The following is a 15906-nucleotide window of genomic DNA, read 5'->3' as shown; positions in this document are numbered from 1 at the left end:
CACTTTTAGTTGACTATATGTTCATCTGCCCGTTTATTTTGAATACTACTTCTTAGAGTGCGGCTTAAGATTAAAACAGAAAAAAATCCACCCAACATATCTGATGGGTGGATTTTTGGCACGTTCTAAAACGTTTATACTGTTATGTATTTAATAGAAGGAATAATTGTGTATGTATTAAAAGAACACACTGTCCAAATCCAAGTAGTATCACTTTTAAAAAACAGGTAAAACCGATAAGTATACCGAAAAAATTGGCGGGACCGCCTGGGAATCGAACCCAGCTAACCTGGCACGCAGGTCACAAGCGGTTTTGAAGACCGTGGAGGACACCAGTACCCCATTCAGCCCCATTTGAAGAACAAGGTCTATTATACTTACAAGCTGGTGATTTTACAAGCATGTTACTCAAATTGTCACAAGACTTGTCTTCCCTTTACTGCTGATACTATAATAAGAAAAGATATTAGAAATGCGTGGGTGAAGGGTTATGTATCAGCTTGAAGGTTGGTTTTTGTGGTTTATTTTATTCTGGGTCGTTGTATTGGTTGGCTTATTCGCGATTGGCGGATACTTCATGTTCCGCAAGTTTTTGAAAAAGCTGCCTAAAGACGACGGCAAATCGGATATGGATTGGGAAGAGTATTTTGTGAATCAGACGCGGCATCTATGGCCAGATGATCAGAAGGAATTGCTCGAAGATTTGGTGAGTCCGGTTCCAGAATTGTTCAGGGATGTGGCAAGGCATAAGATTGCCGGTAAAATTGGTGAACTCGCACTAGAGGAAAATGCGGACAAGATCACGCAGGAACTTGTCATCCGCGGCTATATCCTGGCTACACCAAAGCGTGATCATAAATTTTTGCGAAAGCGTCTTGCTGAAAAACAAATCAGCACGACTCCATTTGAAAGCCTGTTTTAAAACTGCCTTAGTGTTAAGGCAGTTTTTCTTTCGAGTTAAGCTGCTCCTCCAGACGGTTTCTTTTTCCGCTTGACGAAAAGCTTGAATACATCATCACTCTTCGTTAGTATGATGACTTTGTCCTTGTACGGCTTCATCAGCTTGATTGCCTCTACTAGATTGTTGCCATCATATTGGTGGTTCCACTTCAGGAAATCGATCAGCGTCTTTAGGTTCTCTTTTCGAGGAGAAGGTGCCAGCTTTGCTTTTCTTAAAATAAACCTTTTCACAATTCTCCAGTCGCGAACGAACACATTCGTCTTAAACACAAAAATATAGTCAGCATGCTTGAAGCTTTCTTCAAGCCAGCTATAATACACTCCTTCTATAATCCACTTATCCTCCGATAAAACCTTTTTCAGCATTTCGACCCTTTTTACCGGAGGTGTTTGGGAACCGAAATACTCTGAATCTTGATCCCAAAAAATTCTGTCCAAATCATGCTTTGGAACCCCAAGCATTTTTGAAAGTTTTGCCGCTATGTATGTTTTCCCGCTACCCGGGCCGCCAATCATATGTATTTTCGTCACAATCTTTCACCCTGTTTTTTAGTCTTTGTCGAGATCATTGTCAAAAACTGACGGTGTTCTTTCCTCTTTTATGCCTATATGCGCTTTAATGATAGCCAATTCTTTTAAAATCAGCCTTGTATTCAGCCAGGCTCCAACTGCAGCGAGAAACGCAACCGCTAAAATGATTATCAACCAAATATTGATAACAACCAAATTGCTCACCTCTAAACCAATTTTACCACAATCTAACATAAAAAAATGATAGAATTCATGAGGGAGGGATTTTCATGACAGAGATCGTGTTCTGGATCTTTTACTATTTGCTGTTAATGACGATTTTCGTCAGGGCCATTTATATGGTCATCAAGAAAAAACAGGTTGCCCTTGCAATGGTTGCGATATTGCTGATCATTTCTGTGCCTATGGTCAGCCTGATGAATAGCATTGGCAGGCCCCTTGAGATGAATGAATTCGAATTTTTAGCAAAGGAATTCAAACATGGAGCACTATGGGCCATTTTCACCATTGCAGGATACATCTACCTGCTCGTTTGGTTCTTGTTTTCTTTTAAAAAAATAACGAGTTTCAGAATCTGAAACTCGTTTCTCACCTTATTCTTCTTCTCCGCCTGCTATAGGCACCGGACCGCATAGCCTTTACCTCACACACATTCCCTGCGATCAGGAGAACAACTCCAATAGCAATTAAACTAAACATAACTGAAGGTGAAATGGTCGCAATATATCCCATTCCCTTCATGAACATCGGTACAAGGAAAACAGCAAGACCAAGGGCTTTCAGAAAAAATGCATAAAACTTCAAAGACATCTCGGCTCCTCCTGACTGAATCAAGTGGTCTTATCATTGTATTCAGTGAGGGTTGAACAGTTCACAAAAAATTCAATATTTTTAGATTGGTAAAATAGTATGATGGTGGTGACTAATTAAAGGAAGGAAGATGATTGTGGCTTTTAAGGAGCGGAATGAACCCATCATTTTATCAAAACTGCGAATTTTAAATAAAAGACTTGCGTTATCAGATGAGGAAAAAAGGTACCTATCGAACCTCGAAAAAGGATATCAAGGCGAATTACAATTCGATGCCATGACAGAGACACTGACAAGCAGCTGCTTGATTTTGAATGAATTGCTGCTCGAAGTAGAGAAAGCAACCTTTCAGATAGATACTCTAATTATATTCGCTGACACGTTATACGTTTTTGAAATAAAAAACAACCACGGAGATTACCTGTACAAACAAGAAGGACTTACCTCTACTACAACCGGAGCATCAATGAAGAATCCCCTTGATCAACTTAATCGCACTAAGCTGCTTTTTAAAAAGCTGTTGAATCAACTCGGCTACAACTTTAAGCTTCAAGGCTCCGTCGTTTTCGTTAACCCCGAGTTCACACTGTATCACGCACAACCCGAACTCCCATTCATTTTTCCCACCCAAATCAAACGACTCCTCAATCATCTCAATAACCAACCCGGAAAAGTATCCACCAACCATAATAAACTTGCAAGCAAACTAGTCTCCCTTCATCAAACTGACAGCTTATCCAATAAACTACCTTCCTTTCATTATGATGAACTCAAGAAAGGGATTACTTGTTTGGAATGTGAGTCTTTTGCGGTGATAGCAGTTGGACATAAAATATATTGCAATGATTGCGGCCATATAGAAAAAGCTGAACTTGCAGTCTTAAGAAGTATAACCGAAATTAAGTTGCTATTTCCGTCCCGTCCAATAACTACACCTGCAATAAAAGAGTGGTGTAATATTATCCCTGATAACAAAAGGATTAGCAGGATACTGGCAAAACATTACCATTTTACAGAAATAAAGAAAGGGAGAACCTATTCATGATCGGTATTAGTAAAAATCTCGAAAATTATTTAGTGGAGAACGTTTACTTAGACATTTTGACTGGTATTCCACTCTGAAATGTCCATTAAACCCACTTTCTTAGACATTTTGACTGAGATGCCTCTCTGAAATGTCCATTAAACCCACTTTCTTAGACATTTTAACTTAGATGCCTCTCTGAAATGTCTATTAAAACCACTTTCTTAGACATTTTGATTGGCATCCCTCTCTGAAATGTCCATTAAAACCATTTTCTTAGACATTTTAACTGAGATGCCTCTCTGAAATGTCCATTAAAACCACCTTCTTAGACTTTTTGATTGGCATCCCTCTCTGAAATGTCCATTAAACCATCATCAACTATACATCATCAGTGAATTTCACTTCTTTCCTCAACAAAAAAACAACCAGCCCCACCTTCGCTGATTGCCTCGATAGCCACACTTGCTATCCTGCCTAGTATTTATATTAATGAAGAAATATAAAATTCGTTGCCTGAATTTGTTAAGACTTCTTTAACATCTGTTAAAGAAGATAGAAGTGGGCACATACCAATAGGAAATTAATGATGACTTTGTAAACCATCGCCAACACTCCTTAAATTATGAGATCCCTTACATCTATACTTTAGCACAGTATTGTAAAGATGGAATGAAGCAAATTCGGCTATTTTGTAAACATTTTACCGTTTTTCCTATTTTAATGTAGCTTTGTTAGCGTCTTCCATCTAACTCCACAGCCAGGTTTACCTTTGATAAGTTTACTAAGGGTATCATTCATTTACTCAGGATCTCCACTCTGTTTCCAACCTGCATAATCATGATGCATAATATGGACGATATCTTTAAAAATGGCATCCATACTATCCCTCCCTGCATCTAAAAATGCTTATGTAATAGTCCTCCACAGGAAAATCTCCGATATATTCAAAGCCATTCTCGCTGTAAAAGCTTTTTAACTTTTCATTTCCTGCCCAGCAATCCAGATACAGTTCCTGCCCGAAACCTCGTACTTTTTGACATGCCCAGGACACAATATCAGCACCGTATCCTTTTCCCTGGTAATCGGGGTGTAGAGCTAGCTGGTATAAGTATTTTACGGCTCCCTCAATATGCCATTGCCCCACATCTTTAATGCCAAATGTCCCGATAATTTTTCCATCAACTGATGCAACATACAAAAATCCAACCTGTTCCAGCAGCTGTTTTTCATTCCATGGGTAATTCCACTGATTCACACCTTTTTGGTGTAGAGAAAGCGAAGCTGCATTTAACACAGACAGGATTTCACTAACATCCTCTATCTCTGCTGATCGGATTTCCATACCAATTAGCCCTGCTTCCTGCAAGCGAACATCAATACCAGCGGAATCCTTATCCTCCGCTCGTATTCTTCCCTGGTGGAGAAGTTTTCGGCTTTCGGAGTCCCTTCTCTCAGGTCTTCTATCATAAAACCAGCTTCCAATAAGAGGGTGAAATACTCTTCGACTGTCCGATGGTATTTGATTACCTTTTTCCCGATCCACGGTTCAGAACGTTCTCCCTGGTTGAAATAATTGTCCACAACCCAGTCAGTTCTTCTGCCGCTGCCTTCAGCACTTTTCGATGATGAGGTGAGTACTGGGTGCTGAACGCTGAAAACAAACCTTCCGCCTGGCACCAACGAGTCATGAACCTTTGTAAAAATACTGCCTAAATCCTCTAAATAATGCAGTGCAAAACGAGAAAGGACTAAATCATATTCCTCTGCCAGCGGTTGCCATTCCTCCATTGAAGCGTGCAAAATCTGGCCAGCAGTGTCTTTCAAATTTCCCACTGCAACATGGATCATATTTTCGGAACCTTCCAACCCGATATATGCACCGGCACCTTCTCTCAGGAGTTCAACCCCTATCTCCGCATCGCCGCAACCCAGATCGAGTATCATTTTACCTTTCACATTCCCCATTAACTCGAGCAAGATTGGTTTTTCTATACTATTATTTGGACTTTCAGGCCGTGTTTTTCTCTTCAAGTAATTCTGGAAAAAATCCTCTTCCTCATAAGCCGATGACCCTCTATACTCCATAAACCCCCCCCATTTCCTTAATAAGTTAAATCTTCAATATTTTATCATATTAAGGGTGAATAGGAATATATATTTCTATCATTTCTATATCATTCTCAACAGGATGATAGGTTTCAATTATGTAGCTTCCATCGAGTTCCTTTTGATATCCCTGTCCATCGATCCACTCATCAAGTGTTGAATACAATTTTCCGATTTCATTCCCTTTCCCAGAGATCATTCCGTAACTATGCTGAATTTCTAAGAATTCAATTTCCTCCGGCAAGGATACAGGCTTTTCCTCCACAAGGATTCCTACGTAAAATATCCCTTCAACATGACTGTTACTTGCCTTTGGCTCATAAACTGTCACTTCGGTTCCCTCATTATTCGGCATACGCTGTAAAAACTGCTGTGCCGCCTGAGGTACCAGCTGTGCATAATTTTCAAATGGCCCACTATGTTTCGACCCAATCACTTTAAATTCCCTGTTCACAACCTGGCACATGTTTGACCCTCCTAAAAAAATTCGTATAAACCTTCTTTAAAGTAAAGGTATTCTTCATCTGATACTCGGTATCTGGTATATCCTTCGTAAAAAGGAGCCAGCAATTCCGGCTTATCCCTGAATTTTCGAATCGCCAGAGATTCATCATAACGAGGGTCCCCAAGCGTCATACCAGCAACATCGATAAACAAACGGACTTCTCCATCCACTACCAATACATTATCTGAGGTACAGTCTCCGTGGATGGTCGTTTGTTTTACCTTTTCCGGTTTCCCTCCTTCCAACTGTTCCAATAATGTTAAATTGCCATCAGCCTGGCCTGACTCAGCGTATAATCGAGCCCTCATCAACTGGGTTTCGAGCCAGTCTGTTTCTGATTTCAAACCGGCTTCTTGCTCGTGAAGCTGTTTTATAAAATGACCAAAACTCCTGACCAGCCTTTGTTTTTCCTTCATAGTCCCAGCCTTTTTTAATGCAGCAGTCAATGTAATTCCATCATCAAAAGACATCAGCAAATGGCTGGCATCCTCTTCCTCGACGAAACCATAATACTTCGGAACAGGAATGGAATTTTGATGGGATAAAATTTGAAGCACTTCTGCCTCTGAGTGTAGCCACTCTCGATATTTTTTCTTAGTCGCACTTTTCATGATGTAAATGCCGTCTGGTGTAACAATCCTGCAGACTTCCGATGTGCAGCCTTGTTCAGGGAGTTTATTGATCTTCGTTATCTCCCCAAGAATATCTGCAAATAATACCTTTTTACCGTTCATATGCATGTTTCGGCCCCCAGTTTCTGCTTCCATCCGATAATAATTCAAAGAGGGACCATATGCTGCAGTAATCATCACCAGGGCCGAAAGTTGCTTTTGAGTAATGCTTAATTGCTCCATCCTCTTCTTTCAATAATATGGAAACTCCTGGACAAAAGCCCTCGGCATTTTTAAACCCGAGGTCGTCTTTAAAAGTTGTCCCCTTTGTCGAAACGCTTTTGAATTTCCAGTCTCGTTCCTTGGAAAAAACCGATAATGTTTGGTAATCATCCGGACTTGTTAAAACAAATGCCGCCCTGTTCTCAAGGTGTGGTGTAAACCCACTGAATCCATCTGCCCATAAAGTGCAGTAGGAACAGGATTTCCCCATATTATGTATAACGATCAATTCATTTTTATCGCCAAAAAGCTCACTTAAATGTACCTTACTGCCTTCGGTGTCAGTCAGTTCATAATTGGTTACTGCGAAAGAAGGATGCTGCTTGCGCAAAACGGCCAGCTCCTGTTTTACACGGATCAATTCTTCCTCTTTTTCTTGTATTTCCATTTCTAATCGTTTAATAGGCTCCATCAATATTCCCCCTTTTATCACAATTCAAAATGCTCTCTTACCTGACTGGCAACCTCGGCTGCAGTTAAATTGGTGTTATTAATCCGAATATAGTTCGCTCGTTCAATTTCACCTTCATATGAATTTAAGCGATACTGATCCATTGATTTCAGCAAATCGTTTTCGGACCGTTCTATGTTTCGCTTGGAAGCTTTTTGCTCCAGCCGATATGTACTTCTGTTTCTTACGAGCCTCTCTTCCAGGTCTGCCTCAAGCTCAACAAAATAAACCGAGCCGCCTTCTGACTCGAATAATTGGCAAACTTTCTCGACATACTCCCAGTCTTCCTTTATATCAAACGCCCAGACATACGTGAAAATCATTCCGCTTTGATCACTTTTTGCCATAGCTTTAAAGAGCTCTTCTCGAAACAGGCCAACTAGCCTTTTCCCTTCCCTTGTCCCATAGTCAAAAAAGGGATTTACCAACTCAATCGTCATATGATTATGAAAAAGTTGTAAATCAGTTATTTTTTCCAGTTCATGCCCCACTGTCATTTTCCCTACCGCCTGCGGGCCAAATATTAAGACAAACTTCATATTGACTCCACTTCCATCCTCTTTTTATACTCTTTGCTTAGCTCACTCCATACATCGAATTTATTTCCATCGAGATCATAAAAAACAAAATTGCGGCCAGCATGTCCCCGGTTTTCAATCTCACCGACATTCATTCCTCGTTCAATAAAATCAGCATGCATCGCTTCAAGAGTGTCTTCACCATCAACCTCAAAAGTAAGAATGAACCTTTCTGATCCATGTACATCCTTAAAGTTTGAACTTTCACCCGGAGACTTCACCAAAAACAGACTAATATCAGCCAAGTTCATAATTGCCTTATCTTCATCCAGATAATTTAAACTTGCACCAAGCATATCCTTATACCAATCCGATGATTTCTCTGGTTCTATTACCGGTATGTAAATTGTCCCGACTCTGATTAATTGATTTTTCAATTGCCTCCACCTCTGTTATAAAGATTCTCTATTTCACTGATATCCCCTTCTTATTTATTTAAAAATTCCATATTTAAAAAAACACACCCAAAACGAGTGTGCTTTAAGCTCAATCTTATATCCAATCGTTGTATGAATTTTTAAAATCCCAGTAAACAATATAAAACTTTCCACCTGCCATAGTGAAAGTAACTGCGGGGCCTATAAAAAATTATAGACAAGAACCATCCAAGGATAAGAAAAAAACTCACTCTTTCCCCTTGATTTTCTCCCTTAGTTCCTCTAACTCCTCGATTGAAAGGCCGCCAAGTGCTTGTGATATTTCTGATTCGATCTCTTTTCTGTTTCTTTCACGATATTGATCCCACCAGTCCCGGAGACCCTCCGTGTTGTTAAGCAAATATTCGATGTCAATAACCTCGACTTCATCATCGGAAATATAATTAAGTACGGCTGCCAACATTTTATTTAATTTTTCAATTTCATTATTTTCTTTGTCTTGCTGGATTTCTTTTTCCGGACCCTCAGCTTCTTGTACATCAGGATTCTCTGCTGCTTTCCGTGGCAAGGTCTCACCTTCTTTTTTACCTTTTAGTATGCATTATTCCCTAAAGATTGGATTTTTATTGAACAGATAATTCCCCCCCATGTTACATTTTTAATGATGAGGTGGTACATTTGCTATGTACATTATCCTTAATGCTACTTTATTATAATCAATGGACTCTTAACAGCAAGCCCGCTGGAATAGTCCTAAAGCTATTTCCTTTCACCATTCCCCAGGTATTGATTGAGACGTTCGCTGCCAAAAAAACAGATTTAATCACATGGAGGAAGGGTTGGACATGGTATCACTCATTCATTAGTTTAGCGATTAAATTATTGTTATGCCGAGGAATCATTTCAACCATCCGAATCATCAATAAAGATGATCTCTCAGTAGATTAATATCCTGAAAAAGACCAAATCAAAGGATGATTTGGTCTTTAGCGATTTTCAATTATCGATGCCTTGTAAAACCTAAATAACGCGTTCCTTGAAAAGTCAGTTCTCCATCATCACCTTCAACCAACTGGCCGTACTCCTGTCCGTTTACATGAAGCTCCAATCTGTCTCCACTATCAAACTCAAATGTCACATAATAAACATTACGTGCTGCAGTTTCTCCACCTCCGCGCACGCTCGTTCTTTTGGTTACAACTTTAGCGAATGAGTTTACGCGTGGTGATTGGTTATTTTTACTCCAGGTACCTAGACTTTTGATAATCGTAAAAATTATTATGCCGAATACCAATATAAAGACCGCTCCTATAAAAATAGGGCCAAACGTAAACATAAAATCCATTCCCATTGGTTCTTCTATCATGAGCCATCCTCCCCCTTGTCACTCAACGCTTATATATCTTTACGAAAATATAAGAAAAAAGATTCAAATCATTTCCAATTACATTATCGTATCCATCAGTTCAACTTCGATTTCCTTCGGATTCGACCAGTCATGAAATACTTCCAAATGCCATTGATCCATCAATCTTCGATATCCGTTTCCTTCAATCCATTGATGAAGCTTGCTATATGTATCTCTTATTTTTTCATTAGATCCTTTGTGCCGTATGACCGCATATCTTTGTGCCGGAATCCTCAGGGTCACCATGTTTTCAGGAATGTCCTCGTAGTCAGATACTTCAACACAAACCCAATAACCATCCTCCTCGTCTGAACAACTGTCAACAACAAAAGCCCCATGCTGCAAAGATGGATTTAATACATTCTTTATTTCATGTACTCGCTCACTCAATTGCTTTGATGCTTTCGGAATTTCCTCGATATATTCATTACCAGGACAGAATACCCGGATGCCTACTAGTTTAATTTCTGAACACTGCTTGATTTCAGTCATAGCCTATTCCTCCCCTCATAGCTGCTTGATATAACATTACTATGGGTGAATTTTAAAGATTAAAATTCCTCTAAATGCAAATGGTAAATAAACATTTCTCCTTCTCTTCCCATAGCCCTTTTACCTTGGTCAACGAAGCCGCCTTTTTTGTAAACATTTTGCGCTATAACATTTAAGTGATTTACAGCCAGTATTATTTCATTCACTAAAGGAAAGTGGTCGTTTGTAAATTGTTTCAATAACCGGATTGATTCTGAACCAATACCCTTTCCCTGATAAGGAAGATTGATGGAATAGGCTCTTAGCAGCATTGCATTCTTGTTTTCACTGTACACCTTCGCTCCCTCCCAGCCATGAAGCACAAAAAATCCCGCCGGATGCCTATCATAAAGAATGACAACTGGATGCCGGTCTGGCTCTACATCACATTTTTCCAGAGCTTCTGCAGGAAGAGCAGTGAATCTCCTCTGTTCATCTAGCAAAGCGTAATTCAATAAGCGACTTTTGAATTCATTATTATAAAGCTGCAGAGAAACCATTTCTTTTTTAGCCATTGGCATCCAGAACTCCCCTAGTATTTTATGATATATTAATAGAAACCCTGCCCTCTTTGTTCTCAGCATGATTCCATACTACCTGTATTTCGAAAATCCCTTCCTGAAAAAACAACGGAAACCTTCTTCTAACTGATTCCTGCATGGGCAAATGGCAGGCTTCTTCAATGCTTACCCAAACTGCTTTTCCTTCAGGACCATCATTTAGGAGTTCCCCTTTGAAATCAGTAGTAATATAATGGAAAATCATATACCTGTCCCTCACGGCAGGATTCACATATTCATAAAGACCCTTATATTTTAAATTGCTTACGTCGAGCCCTGTTTCCTCTTTCACTTCTCTAATAGCACCTTCAACAATGCTTTCCGGAAAATCCACTTTTCCTCCAGGAGGGAGATAACCCTTGAAATGATCAAGCTGACGGTCGAGGAGTAATACTTTATCTCCATTTTGGATCATGCACATCGTCCAAATCTTATAGTTTACTTGATCGCTCATATAATCTCCTTATACTTCTTTAATTTCATCTCATTACGTTTCTTTTAAAAACAACCCTAATACCTGGATACGATACCTATAAGCAGTTTAAAATTCTTATCTTTCTTATGTACTCTTTTAAAACCTTCCCTGCAATCCAATATGAACACTGTTTTCCATAGCCAAAATCTTATATATGCCGATTGAAAATGAATGGGTCCCTGTATTCCCCTCACTTCATATTCATTTCCGTACTCCATTTCAATTTCAGTCCTTACCACCCATCTGTTTCCGATGCCTGCCTCGATATATTTCAACTGATGATATCTCCTTATTTCTTACTCCCTAAAATGGCCGTTATTCTTTTATGCATTTCCCTCTCATCAATATATTCAAAGAAACCAATCTCATTTCCCCAAGGATCGGAAAAAGTCGCCCACTTGACAGGAACTTCTTCTCTCTCGTAAATCTCAAATAGCTCAACATCTAGTTCCCTGACTAATCGAGATCGTTCACCCTCAAGCGACCTTACTCCCAAACGCAATGGGCCGCACCCTTCCGCAGGTTTCCCTTCCGCTACCTGAAGCCACGCTCCGGGAATCAACTCCCATTCAGCAAACCCACTATGAGGGGTAAAATCCGGCTCTTTATTAAGTAAATTTTTATACCAGCGCAAACCTTCTTCAAAATCTGTTACTCGCACCTGATACGTCATTTCAAAAATCACTTTTATTTCCTCCTTTGTCTTTTATGATTCAATTCCAATTTTGAACCTCATATCCAAGAACCCAGTCCAGCCTTTTGATTTTCATTTCGTCTGGTGTACTTCTTAGCAGGAGATTTCGTAATCTAATCGCGGCCGAATTTTCGAGTTGCATCATTCTGGCCATCATCCTGGAGCTTTGAACAATTTTTTTAGTACGGGAACTCCTCAATTGTTCATATTGGTTCAGTGCTTTTTCAATTTCCCTTGGATATTGTTCTAGACAATTTGTAAGGACTAGCGCATCCTCCATCGCCTGGGCTCCACCCTGACCGAGATTCGGAAGCATCGGATGTGCTGCATCTCCCAAAAGTACAGCTCTTCCCTTATGCCAATCATCAACTGGCTTTCTGTCAAAAATCTTATGTACAAGGATTTTCGATTCTTCAGTTGATTCAATGACTGCTTCTATAGGACCCCACCAACCCTTAAAATGCTGTAGAACAACGCTTTTAATCTTTTCTGTCGTTATTAGAGTCCCTTCTGGCATGTTCACCGCTGCGAACCAAAACACGCGACCTTTTCCTAAATGAGAAAAACCAAACCTTTTACCCCTTCCCCAAGCTTCAAAGCCTCCACCGAGCTCCACTGGGAAACGATCATCCTCAAAATAAGATATCCCCCTGAAAGCGGTGTAGCCTGAATAACGCAAAGGAGAATCCTTAACAATTTCCTCTCTCACTTTCGAGTGAACTCCATCCGCTCCGATAAAAAGATCTGCAATATCCATCTCATCATTCTCAAAAAAACTGGTGACTTTCTTCCCCTCATGATTCAGCCCTGAAAACTTTTTCCCAAACACAACGCTATCAGGTGTTAATTTTTCATATAAAATCCTTTGCAAATCCGGCCGGTAAATCAAATAACTATAAGTCCCATACCGTTCGGCCTGTTTATGGACCGGCATGTTCACAATGAGCCTGCCATCAGAGGTTCTAATTTCCGCCTTCTTGACCGGTGAACCCGCTTGACGCACTTGATTGGCAAGCCCTAACTTTTCCAATGCCTTAATCGCATTGGCTGCCAGCACAATGCCTGCACCAGTTTCTTTCAGTTCTGTACCTTTCTCAAAGACTTTTACCATCAATCCCTTTTGCTGCAAGGCAATCGCGGCAGATAAGCCTCCAATACCAGCACCGATAATCGTTATCTCAGGTTTGTTCATTGCTAAAGACATCTGCCTCGCTCCTTTCTATCCAATCCCGTATTGAATATTCTTTCTTCACTGGTTTTGTTTGGTATGACAGCGTTGTTAGATTCTATCGGACATTTTTTCGCTCATGCACGTTCCCGTTAGCCTGATAGAGTCTGTTTATCGGACTCTTTTCCACGTTGCACGGTTCGATTTGTCCTTTAGAGCCTTTCTATCGGACACTTCTCACTCTTGGACGCTCCAGTTTGTCCGAAAGAGTCGTTTTTTTTTTAACTAGTTTCTGAATTGACCTTTTATAGAGAACCTCCACCCTTAAATATGGTAAAATTATGTAAAAATAATCTAAAGAGGTGCTACCTATTGACTAGACCAATAGCTTTCGCTGCTATCATTAAAGAAACTAAAATCCTTATGACCAAGCATGTCTACTCTGATGGAGAGTTCTAGACACTTCCAGGCGGTGGTTTAGAGGCCGGTGAAACGTTTGAAGATGCGGTCGTTCGAGAAGTGAAAGAAGAAGTGAATTTGGATGTAGAGGTAGTGGATTATCTTTTCACCGGTCAATACAGCGGTGGTGAAGAGCGGTGTTTCCTTGTCCGCCAGCTGAACGATCAAGAACCTATGCTCGGATGTGACCCAGAGTATGGCGAGAGCCAAACATTAAGTGAAGTACGGTGGCACTCACTGGAATCCATGAAAGATGACCTGCATGTTTCAAAAGTTTTAGAAGCTTTGAAAATAGTAGTTTAAATCCATCCGCCCTCACATATTTGTTCTAATATAAAACGGCTGGAAGGTTTGAATTATTTCTAACCTTCCTACCGCCTATTTTTATAATAGATAAAAAGACACAGTCCATTTTCCCGTAAAAACTTCTCTCTACATTCATGCCAGAAATCAGCTTTCCACCTTTGCCATATAAGAGGCCGGATTCAACTCTTCGCTTTCTATGACCACTGCAGTTAAACCCTTGTCTGTCTTTGTTTCATGCCACTCGCCTTTTTGCCAGAATACTGCAGTGCCAGGCTCTACTTTAAAGTATTCTTCCGATTCTCCGCGAACAATGCCGGAGCCGCTTACCACCAGCAATAGCTGCGGCATGGTTGCCTGATGAAAACCGATGATCCCATTCTCATCTAGATACATAAACCCAATATGGGTTGCGTTCACTGTCCTTACAATCCTTGACATCACAAAGTCCGAATCAAATTTTGTGATGGCCGCTCCAATGTCCTTTTTAAAATTATAGAATTCCATTTTGCCACCTCCATTCCTTTTCAACAACCCCGGACCGCGTTCACTTTCCAGCCCTGATACTATACTGCTTTACAATCAAATGCTGAGGAGTTTCAGGCACTGCATGAAGAGAGGTTCTGATAAACTCGGGGTACAGCTTTATCTTTGCAAGTTGGCTGATTGGCACCCATTGGTAAACTAATCGTTCTCCTTCTTCCCCAAAGAACGCATCTGCTTGAAAATCGAAGCTGCCTTCCAATGGTGATACATGATAATACAAGCCAATTTCATGAAAATCTCTATGTTTGTAGTCAAAGAAGTTTTCGGTAAACCATAACAGCCGATCCACTTTGACGTCTATTCCCAATTCTTCCTTTACTTCTCTTACAATACTGGTTTGTGAATCTTCCATTACCGTGACCCTGCCACCTGGCAATGCCCAGTGTTCATCGTCTGCCTGCCTATGTATGAGTATATGGTTGTTAACTATCATCACAGCTGCGACACGATAATTAAAAACCGTCTTTTCCATGTAAAATGTAGCGTCCATCACTGTTCCTCCCCCTTGTAAAAGCTGTCCAATTCTCTTGCCAGACTGGATCTGCGAAACCCTTTTTGCCGCTTCAATTCCTTCAGTTCCTCTAACGTCTGATAGGAAAGGCGGATGCAATAGTAATTAATATATTCAATGGCAGCAAACAGATATAGAAAAAGAAACCAATACCGCTCCAACTGATTGCGAATCATCAAATAGGCCAATATAAACAAACCTATAAATATGAAAAATGCATTCATCTTTTTAAATAAGGAAAATAACTTAAGCTTTTTAGCCGGCAGCCTGGACAAATTGCCCTGTTTCAACTGTTGCAGCTTCAAATACCAGTAATAAATTCCCTGCATCAAGATAAACTCCAGCAATCCAAAGGCATAAATGGAAGAGAATGCTCCTAAGTATGGAATCGACCATTCAAAAAGCTGGATATATATGCTCCAAATGATTGCAAAGGTAAAAACCGCAAAGAGTTCACCAGTATATAAACTGACTAATTTTCTTTTTACTTTTTGCTGCATGACCCTAGACTGCTAATGTAAATTGCTTCATAAGATTCTTAATCATCGGATTCAGCTTCTCTGGCAAATCATTCACATGAAAAAAGCGGGTCTCTTCCGTTTCCACTCCATCTGCTTTCAATTCTCCACCTTTAATATCCCTAGTCATATACGCAACTGTTACCGAATAAAACTCATCCCCGTTTGGCAGCTTTACATAGTGCTCCTTACCCGAGAAAACTCCAACCAGTTCTAGTCTCCCTATTTCGAGCCCAGTTTCTTCGAACACTTCACGTCTGCCTGCATCCTCTGTCGACTCCCCTAATTCAAGAAAACCTCCTGGAACACCCCACTGTCCGTCGTGACGTTTCTGCAATAAAAACTCTCCATTTTCGTTGATCACTGCCACTGCTGTTCCCACTAAAATAAGCGGCTGGTGGCCAATCACCTTCCGCAAATCCTCGATATATCCCATGACAACCTCCAATAGGTAAAAATTAACTAGTTAAACAAGATTCGACAGCGGCTTAGCAT

26 protein-coding genes, 1 tRNA gene and 1 pseudogene are annotated in these 15906 nt (G+C 40.3%); 5 read left to right on the top strand and 23 right to left on the bottom strand.

Annotated elements, in window-relative coordinates:
- Window positions 1-255: 255 nt before the first annotated feature.
- A tRNA-Sec gene (locus QNH36_RS10280) sits at window positions 256-352 on the bottom strand.
- Between the two features lie 138 nt (window positions 353-490).
- Here QNH36_RS10280 and QNH36_RS10275 point away from each other — a divergent pair.
- On the top strand, window positions 491-922 hold the full coding sequence (locus tag QNH36_RS10275) for a DUF2621 domain-containing protein (RefSeq protein WP_283905133.1): 432 nt from the start codon (window positions 491-493) through the stop codon (window positions 920-922).
- Between the two features lie 35 nt (window positions 923-957).
- On the opposite strand, the gene QNH36_RS10270 is transcribed toward QNH36_RS10275, so the two are convergent.
- Both QNH36_RS10270 and QNH36_RS10265 read right to left on the bottom strand, forming a co-directional pair.
- Entirely contained in the window at window positions 958-1491 is a 534-nt protein-coding gene (locus QNH36_RS10270) for a P-loop NTPase family protein (protein WP_283905132.1), read from the bottom strand.
- 18 nt (window positions 1492-1509) lie between these two features.
- Window positions 1510-1686, bottom strand: coding sequence for a hypothetical protein (locus QNH36_RS10265; RefSeq protein WP_283905131.1), 177 nt, complete (start codon window positions 1684-1686; stop codon window positions 1510-1512).
- 74 nt (window positions 1687-1760) lie between these two features.
- Between QNH36_RS10265 and QNH36_RS10260 the strand changes: the two genes are divergently transcribed.
- The gene (locus QNH36_RS10260) at window positions 1761-2069 is read left to right on the top strand and encodes a hypothetical protein (protein WP_283905130.1); all 309 of its coding nucleotides are present in this window, start codon (window positions 1761-1763) and stop codon (window positions 2067-2069) included.
- A 10-nt stretch (window positions 2070-2079) separates the two neighbouring features.
- Here the strand turns inward: QNH36_RS10260 and QNH36_RS10255 are convergent, their stop codons facing one another.
- Complete coding sequence (locus QNH36_RS10255) at window positions 2080-2301, bottom strand: hypothetical protein (RefSeq protein ID WP_144475937.1); 222 nt, start codon at window positions 2299-2301, stop codon at window positions 2080-2082.
- Window positions 2302-2437: 136 nt separating this feature from the next.
- Between QNH36_RS10255 and QNH36_RS10250 the strand changes: the two genes are divergently transcribed.
- Window positions 2438-3346, top strand: a complete 909-nt coding sequence (locus tag QNH36_RS10250; protein WP_283905129.1) for a nuclease-related domain-containing protein — start codon at window positions 2438-2440, stop codon at window positions 3344-3346.
- An 862-nt stretch (window positions 3347-4208) separates the two neighbouring features.
- On the opposite strand, the gene QNH36_RS10245 is transcribed toward QNH36_RS10250, so the two are convergent.
- The 8 genes from QNH36_RS10245 to QNH36_RS10210 form a co-directional block, all read right to left on the bottom strand.
- Window positions 4209-4670, bottom strand: a complete 462-nt coding sequence (locus QNH36_RS10245; RefSeq protein ID WP_283905128.1) for a GNAT family N-acetyltransferase — start codon at window positions 4668-4670, stop codon at window positions 4209-4211.
- A gap of 5 nt (window positions 4671-4675) precedes the next feature.
- The gene (locus tag QNH36_RS10240; protein ID WP_283905127.1) at window positions 4676-5413 is read right to left on the bottom strand and encodes a class I SAM-dependent methyltransferase; all 738 of its coding nucleotides are present in this window, start codon (window positions 5411-5413) and stop codon (window positions 4676-4678) included.
- Window positions 5414-5462: 49 nt separating this feature from the next.
- Entirely contained in the window at window positions 5463-5900 is a 438-nt protein-coding gene (locus QNH36_RS10235; RefSeq protein ID WP_144475941.1) for a GyrI-like domain-containing protein, read from the bottom strand.
- Window positions 5901-5911: 11 nt separating this feature from the next.
- On the bottom strand, window positions 5912-6673 hold the full coding sequence (locus QNH36_RS10230; RefSeq protein WP_481825322.1) for an aminoglycoside phosphotransferase family protein: 762 nt from the start codon (window positions 6671-6673) through the stop codon (window positions 5912-5914).
- Window positions 6663-7244 carry a DUF899 family protein gene (locus QNH36_RS10225; RefSeq protein ID WP_283905125.1) on the bottom strand — a complete coding sequence of 194 codons (582 nt, stop codon included), beginning with the start codon at window positions 7242-7244 and terminating at the stop codon, window positions 6663-6665. Before QNH36_RS10225 ends, QNH36_RS10230 begins: the two co-directional genes overlap by 11 nt.
- Before the next feature lie 17 nt (window positions 7245-7261).
- Window positions 7262-7822, bottom strand: a complete 561-nt coding sequence (locus tag QNH36_RS10220; RefSeq protein ID WP_283905124.1) for a DEAD/DEAH box helicase family protein — start codon at window positions 7820-7822, stop codon at window positions 7262-7264.
- Window positions 7819-8238, bottom strand: a complete 420-nt coding sequence (locus tag QNH36_RS10215) for a VOC family protein (RefSeq protein WP_251541753.1) — start codon at window positions 8236-8238, stop codon at window positions 7819-7821. Before QNH36_RS10215 ends, QNH36_RS10220 begins: the two co-directional genes overlap by 4 nt.
- 247 nt (window positions 8239-8485) lie before the next feature.
- Window positions 8486-8806, bottom strand: a complete 321-nt coding sequence (locus QNH36_RS10210) for a hypothetical protein (RefSeq protein ID WP_251541755.1) — start codon at window positions 8804-8806, stop codon at window positions 8486-8488.
- A gap of 131 nt (window positions 8807-8937) precedes the next feature.
- Between QNH36_RS10210 and QNH36_RS10205 the strand changes: the two genes are divergently transcribed.
- On the top strand, window positions 8938-9186 hold the full coding sequence (locus tag QNH36_RS10205; RefSeq protein WP_283905390.1) for a CBO0543 family protein: 249 nt from the start codon (window positions 8938-8940) through the stop codon (window positions 9184-9186).
- 52 nt (window positions 9187-9238) lie between these two features.
- Here the strand turns inward: QNH36_RS10205 and QNH36_RS10200 are convergent, their stop codons facing one another.
- The 7 genes from QNH36_RS10200 to QNH36_RS10170 all read right to left on the bottom strand — a co-directional run bounded on the left by QNH36_RS10200 (window position 9239) and on the right by QNH36_RS10170 (window position 13110).
- A complete protein-coding gene (locus QNH36_RS10200) occupies window positions 9239-9604 on the bottom strand; it encodes a DUF2500 domain-containing protein (protein ID WP_251541757.1) in 366 nt (121 codons plus the stop codon).
- Window positions 9605-9682: 78 nt separating this feature from the next.
- Window positions 9683-10138: a GyrI-like domain-containing protein gene (locus tag QNH36_RS10195; protein ID WP_283905123.1), complete on the bottom strand. Its 456-nt coding sequence runs from the start codon at window positions 10136-10138 to the stop codon at window positions 9683-9685.
- A 59-nt stretch (window positions 10139-10197) separates the two neighbouring features.
- The gene (locus QNH36_RS10190; protein WP_283905122.1) at window positions 10198-10698 is read right to left on the bottom strand and encodes a GNAT family N-acetyltransferase; all 501 of its coding nucleotides are present in this window, start codon (window positions 10696-10698) and stop codon (window positions 10198-10200) included.
- Between the two features lie 19 nt (window positions 10699-10717).
- Window positions 10718-11191 (bottom strand): 8-oxo-dGTP diphosphatase, encoded by a 474-nt coding sequence (locus QNH36_RS10185; RefSeq protein ID WP_283905121.1) that lies wholly within the window; start codon window positions 11189-11191, stop codon window positions 10718-10720.
- Window positions 11192-11247: 56 nt separating this feature from the next.
- Window positions 11248-11487 carry a DUF3977 family protein gene (locus tag QNH36_RS10180; RefSeq protein WP_251541761.1) on the bottom strand — a complete coding sequence of 80 codons (240 nt, stop codon included), beginning with the start codon at window positions 11485-11487 and terminating at the stop codon, window positions 11248-11250.
- Between the two features lie 14 nt (window positions 11488-11501).
- Window positions 11502-11897, bottom strand: a complete 396-nt coding sequence (locus tag QNH36_RS10175) for a VOC family protein (RefSeq protein ID WP_283905120.1) — start codon at window positions 11895-11897, stop codon at window positions 11502-11504.
- Between the two features lie 28 nt (window positions 11898-11925).
- Entirely contained in the window at window positions 11926-13110 is a 1185-nt protein-coding gene (locus tag QNH36_RS10170) for an FAD-dependent monooxygenase (RefSeq protein ID WP_283905119.1), read from the bottom strand.
- Window positions 13111-13548: 438 nt separating this feature from the next.
- Here QNH36_RS10170 and QNH36_RS10165 point away from each other — a divergent pair.
- Window positions 13549-13836, top strand: a pseudogene (locus tag QNH36_RS10165) (NUDIX hydrolase); the annotation flags it as partial.
- Window positions 13837-13983: 147 nt separating this feature from the next.
- Here QNH36_RS10165 and QNH36_RS10160 read toward each other — a convergent pair.
- Genes QNH36_RS10160 through QNH36_RS10145 form a run of 4 tightly spaced genes read right to left on the bottom strand, consistent with a single transcriptional unit; the run spans window position 13984 to window position 15847 of the window.
- Window positions 13984-14343 (bottom strand): cupin domain-containing protein, encoded by a 360-nt coding sequence (locus QNH36_RS10160; RefSeq protein WP_144475955.1) that lies wholly within the window; start codon window positions 14341-14343, stop codon window positions 13984-13986.
- 40 nt (window positions 14344-14383) lie between these two features.
- Window positions 14384-14872, bottom strand: a complete 489-nt coding sequence (locus QNH36_RS10155) for an NUDIX hydrolase (RefSeq protein ID WP_144475956.1) — start codon at window positions 14870-14872, stop codon at window positions 14384-14386.
- Window positions 14872-15393, bottom strand: coding sequence for a hypothetical protein (locus QNH36_RS10150; RefSeq protein WP_283905118.1), 522 nt, complete (start codon window positions 15391-15393; stop codon window positions 14872-14874). Before QNH36_RS10150 ends, QNH36_RS10155 begins: the two co-directional genes overlap by 1 nt.
- Window positions 15394-15397: 4 nt before the next feature.
- Entirely contained in the window at window positions 15398-15847 is a 450-nt protein-coding gene (locus QNH36_RS10145) for an NUDIX hydrolase (RefSeq protein WP_283905117.1), read from the bottom strand.
- Window positions 15848-15906: the final 59 nt, after the last annotated feature.

The organism is Mesobacillus sp. AQ2 (assembly GCF_030122805.1).
Lineage (GTDB): Bacteria > Bacillota > Bacilli > Bacillales > Cytobacillaceae > Mesobacillus > Mesobacillus oceanisediminis_A.
This window is presented reverse-complemented; position numbering and strand designations above follow the sequence as displayed.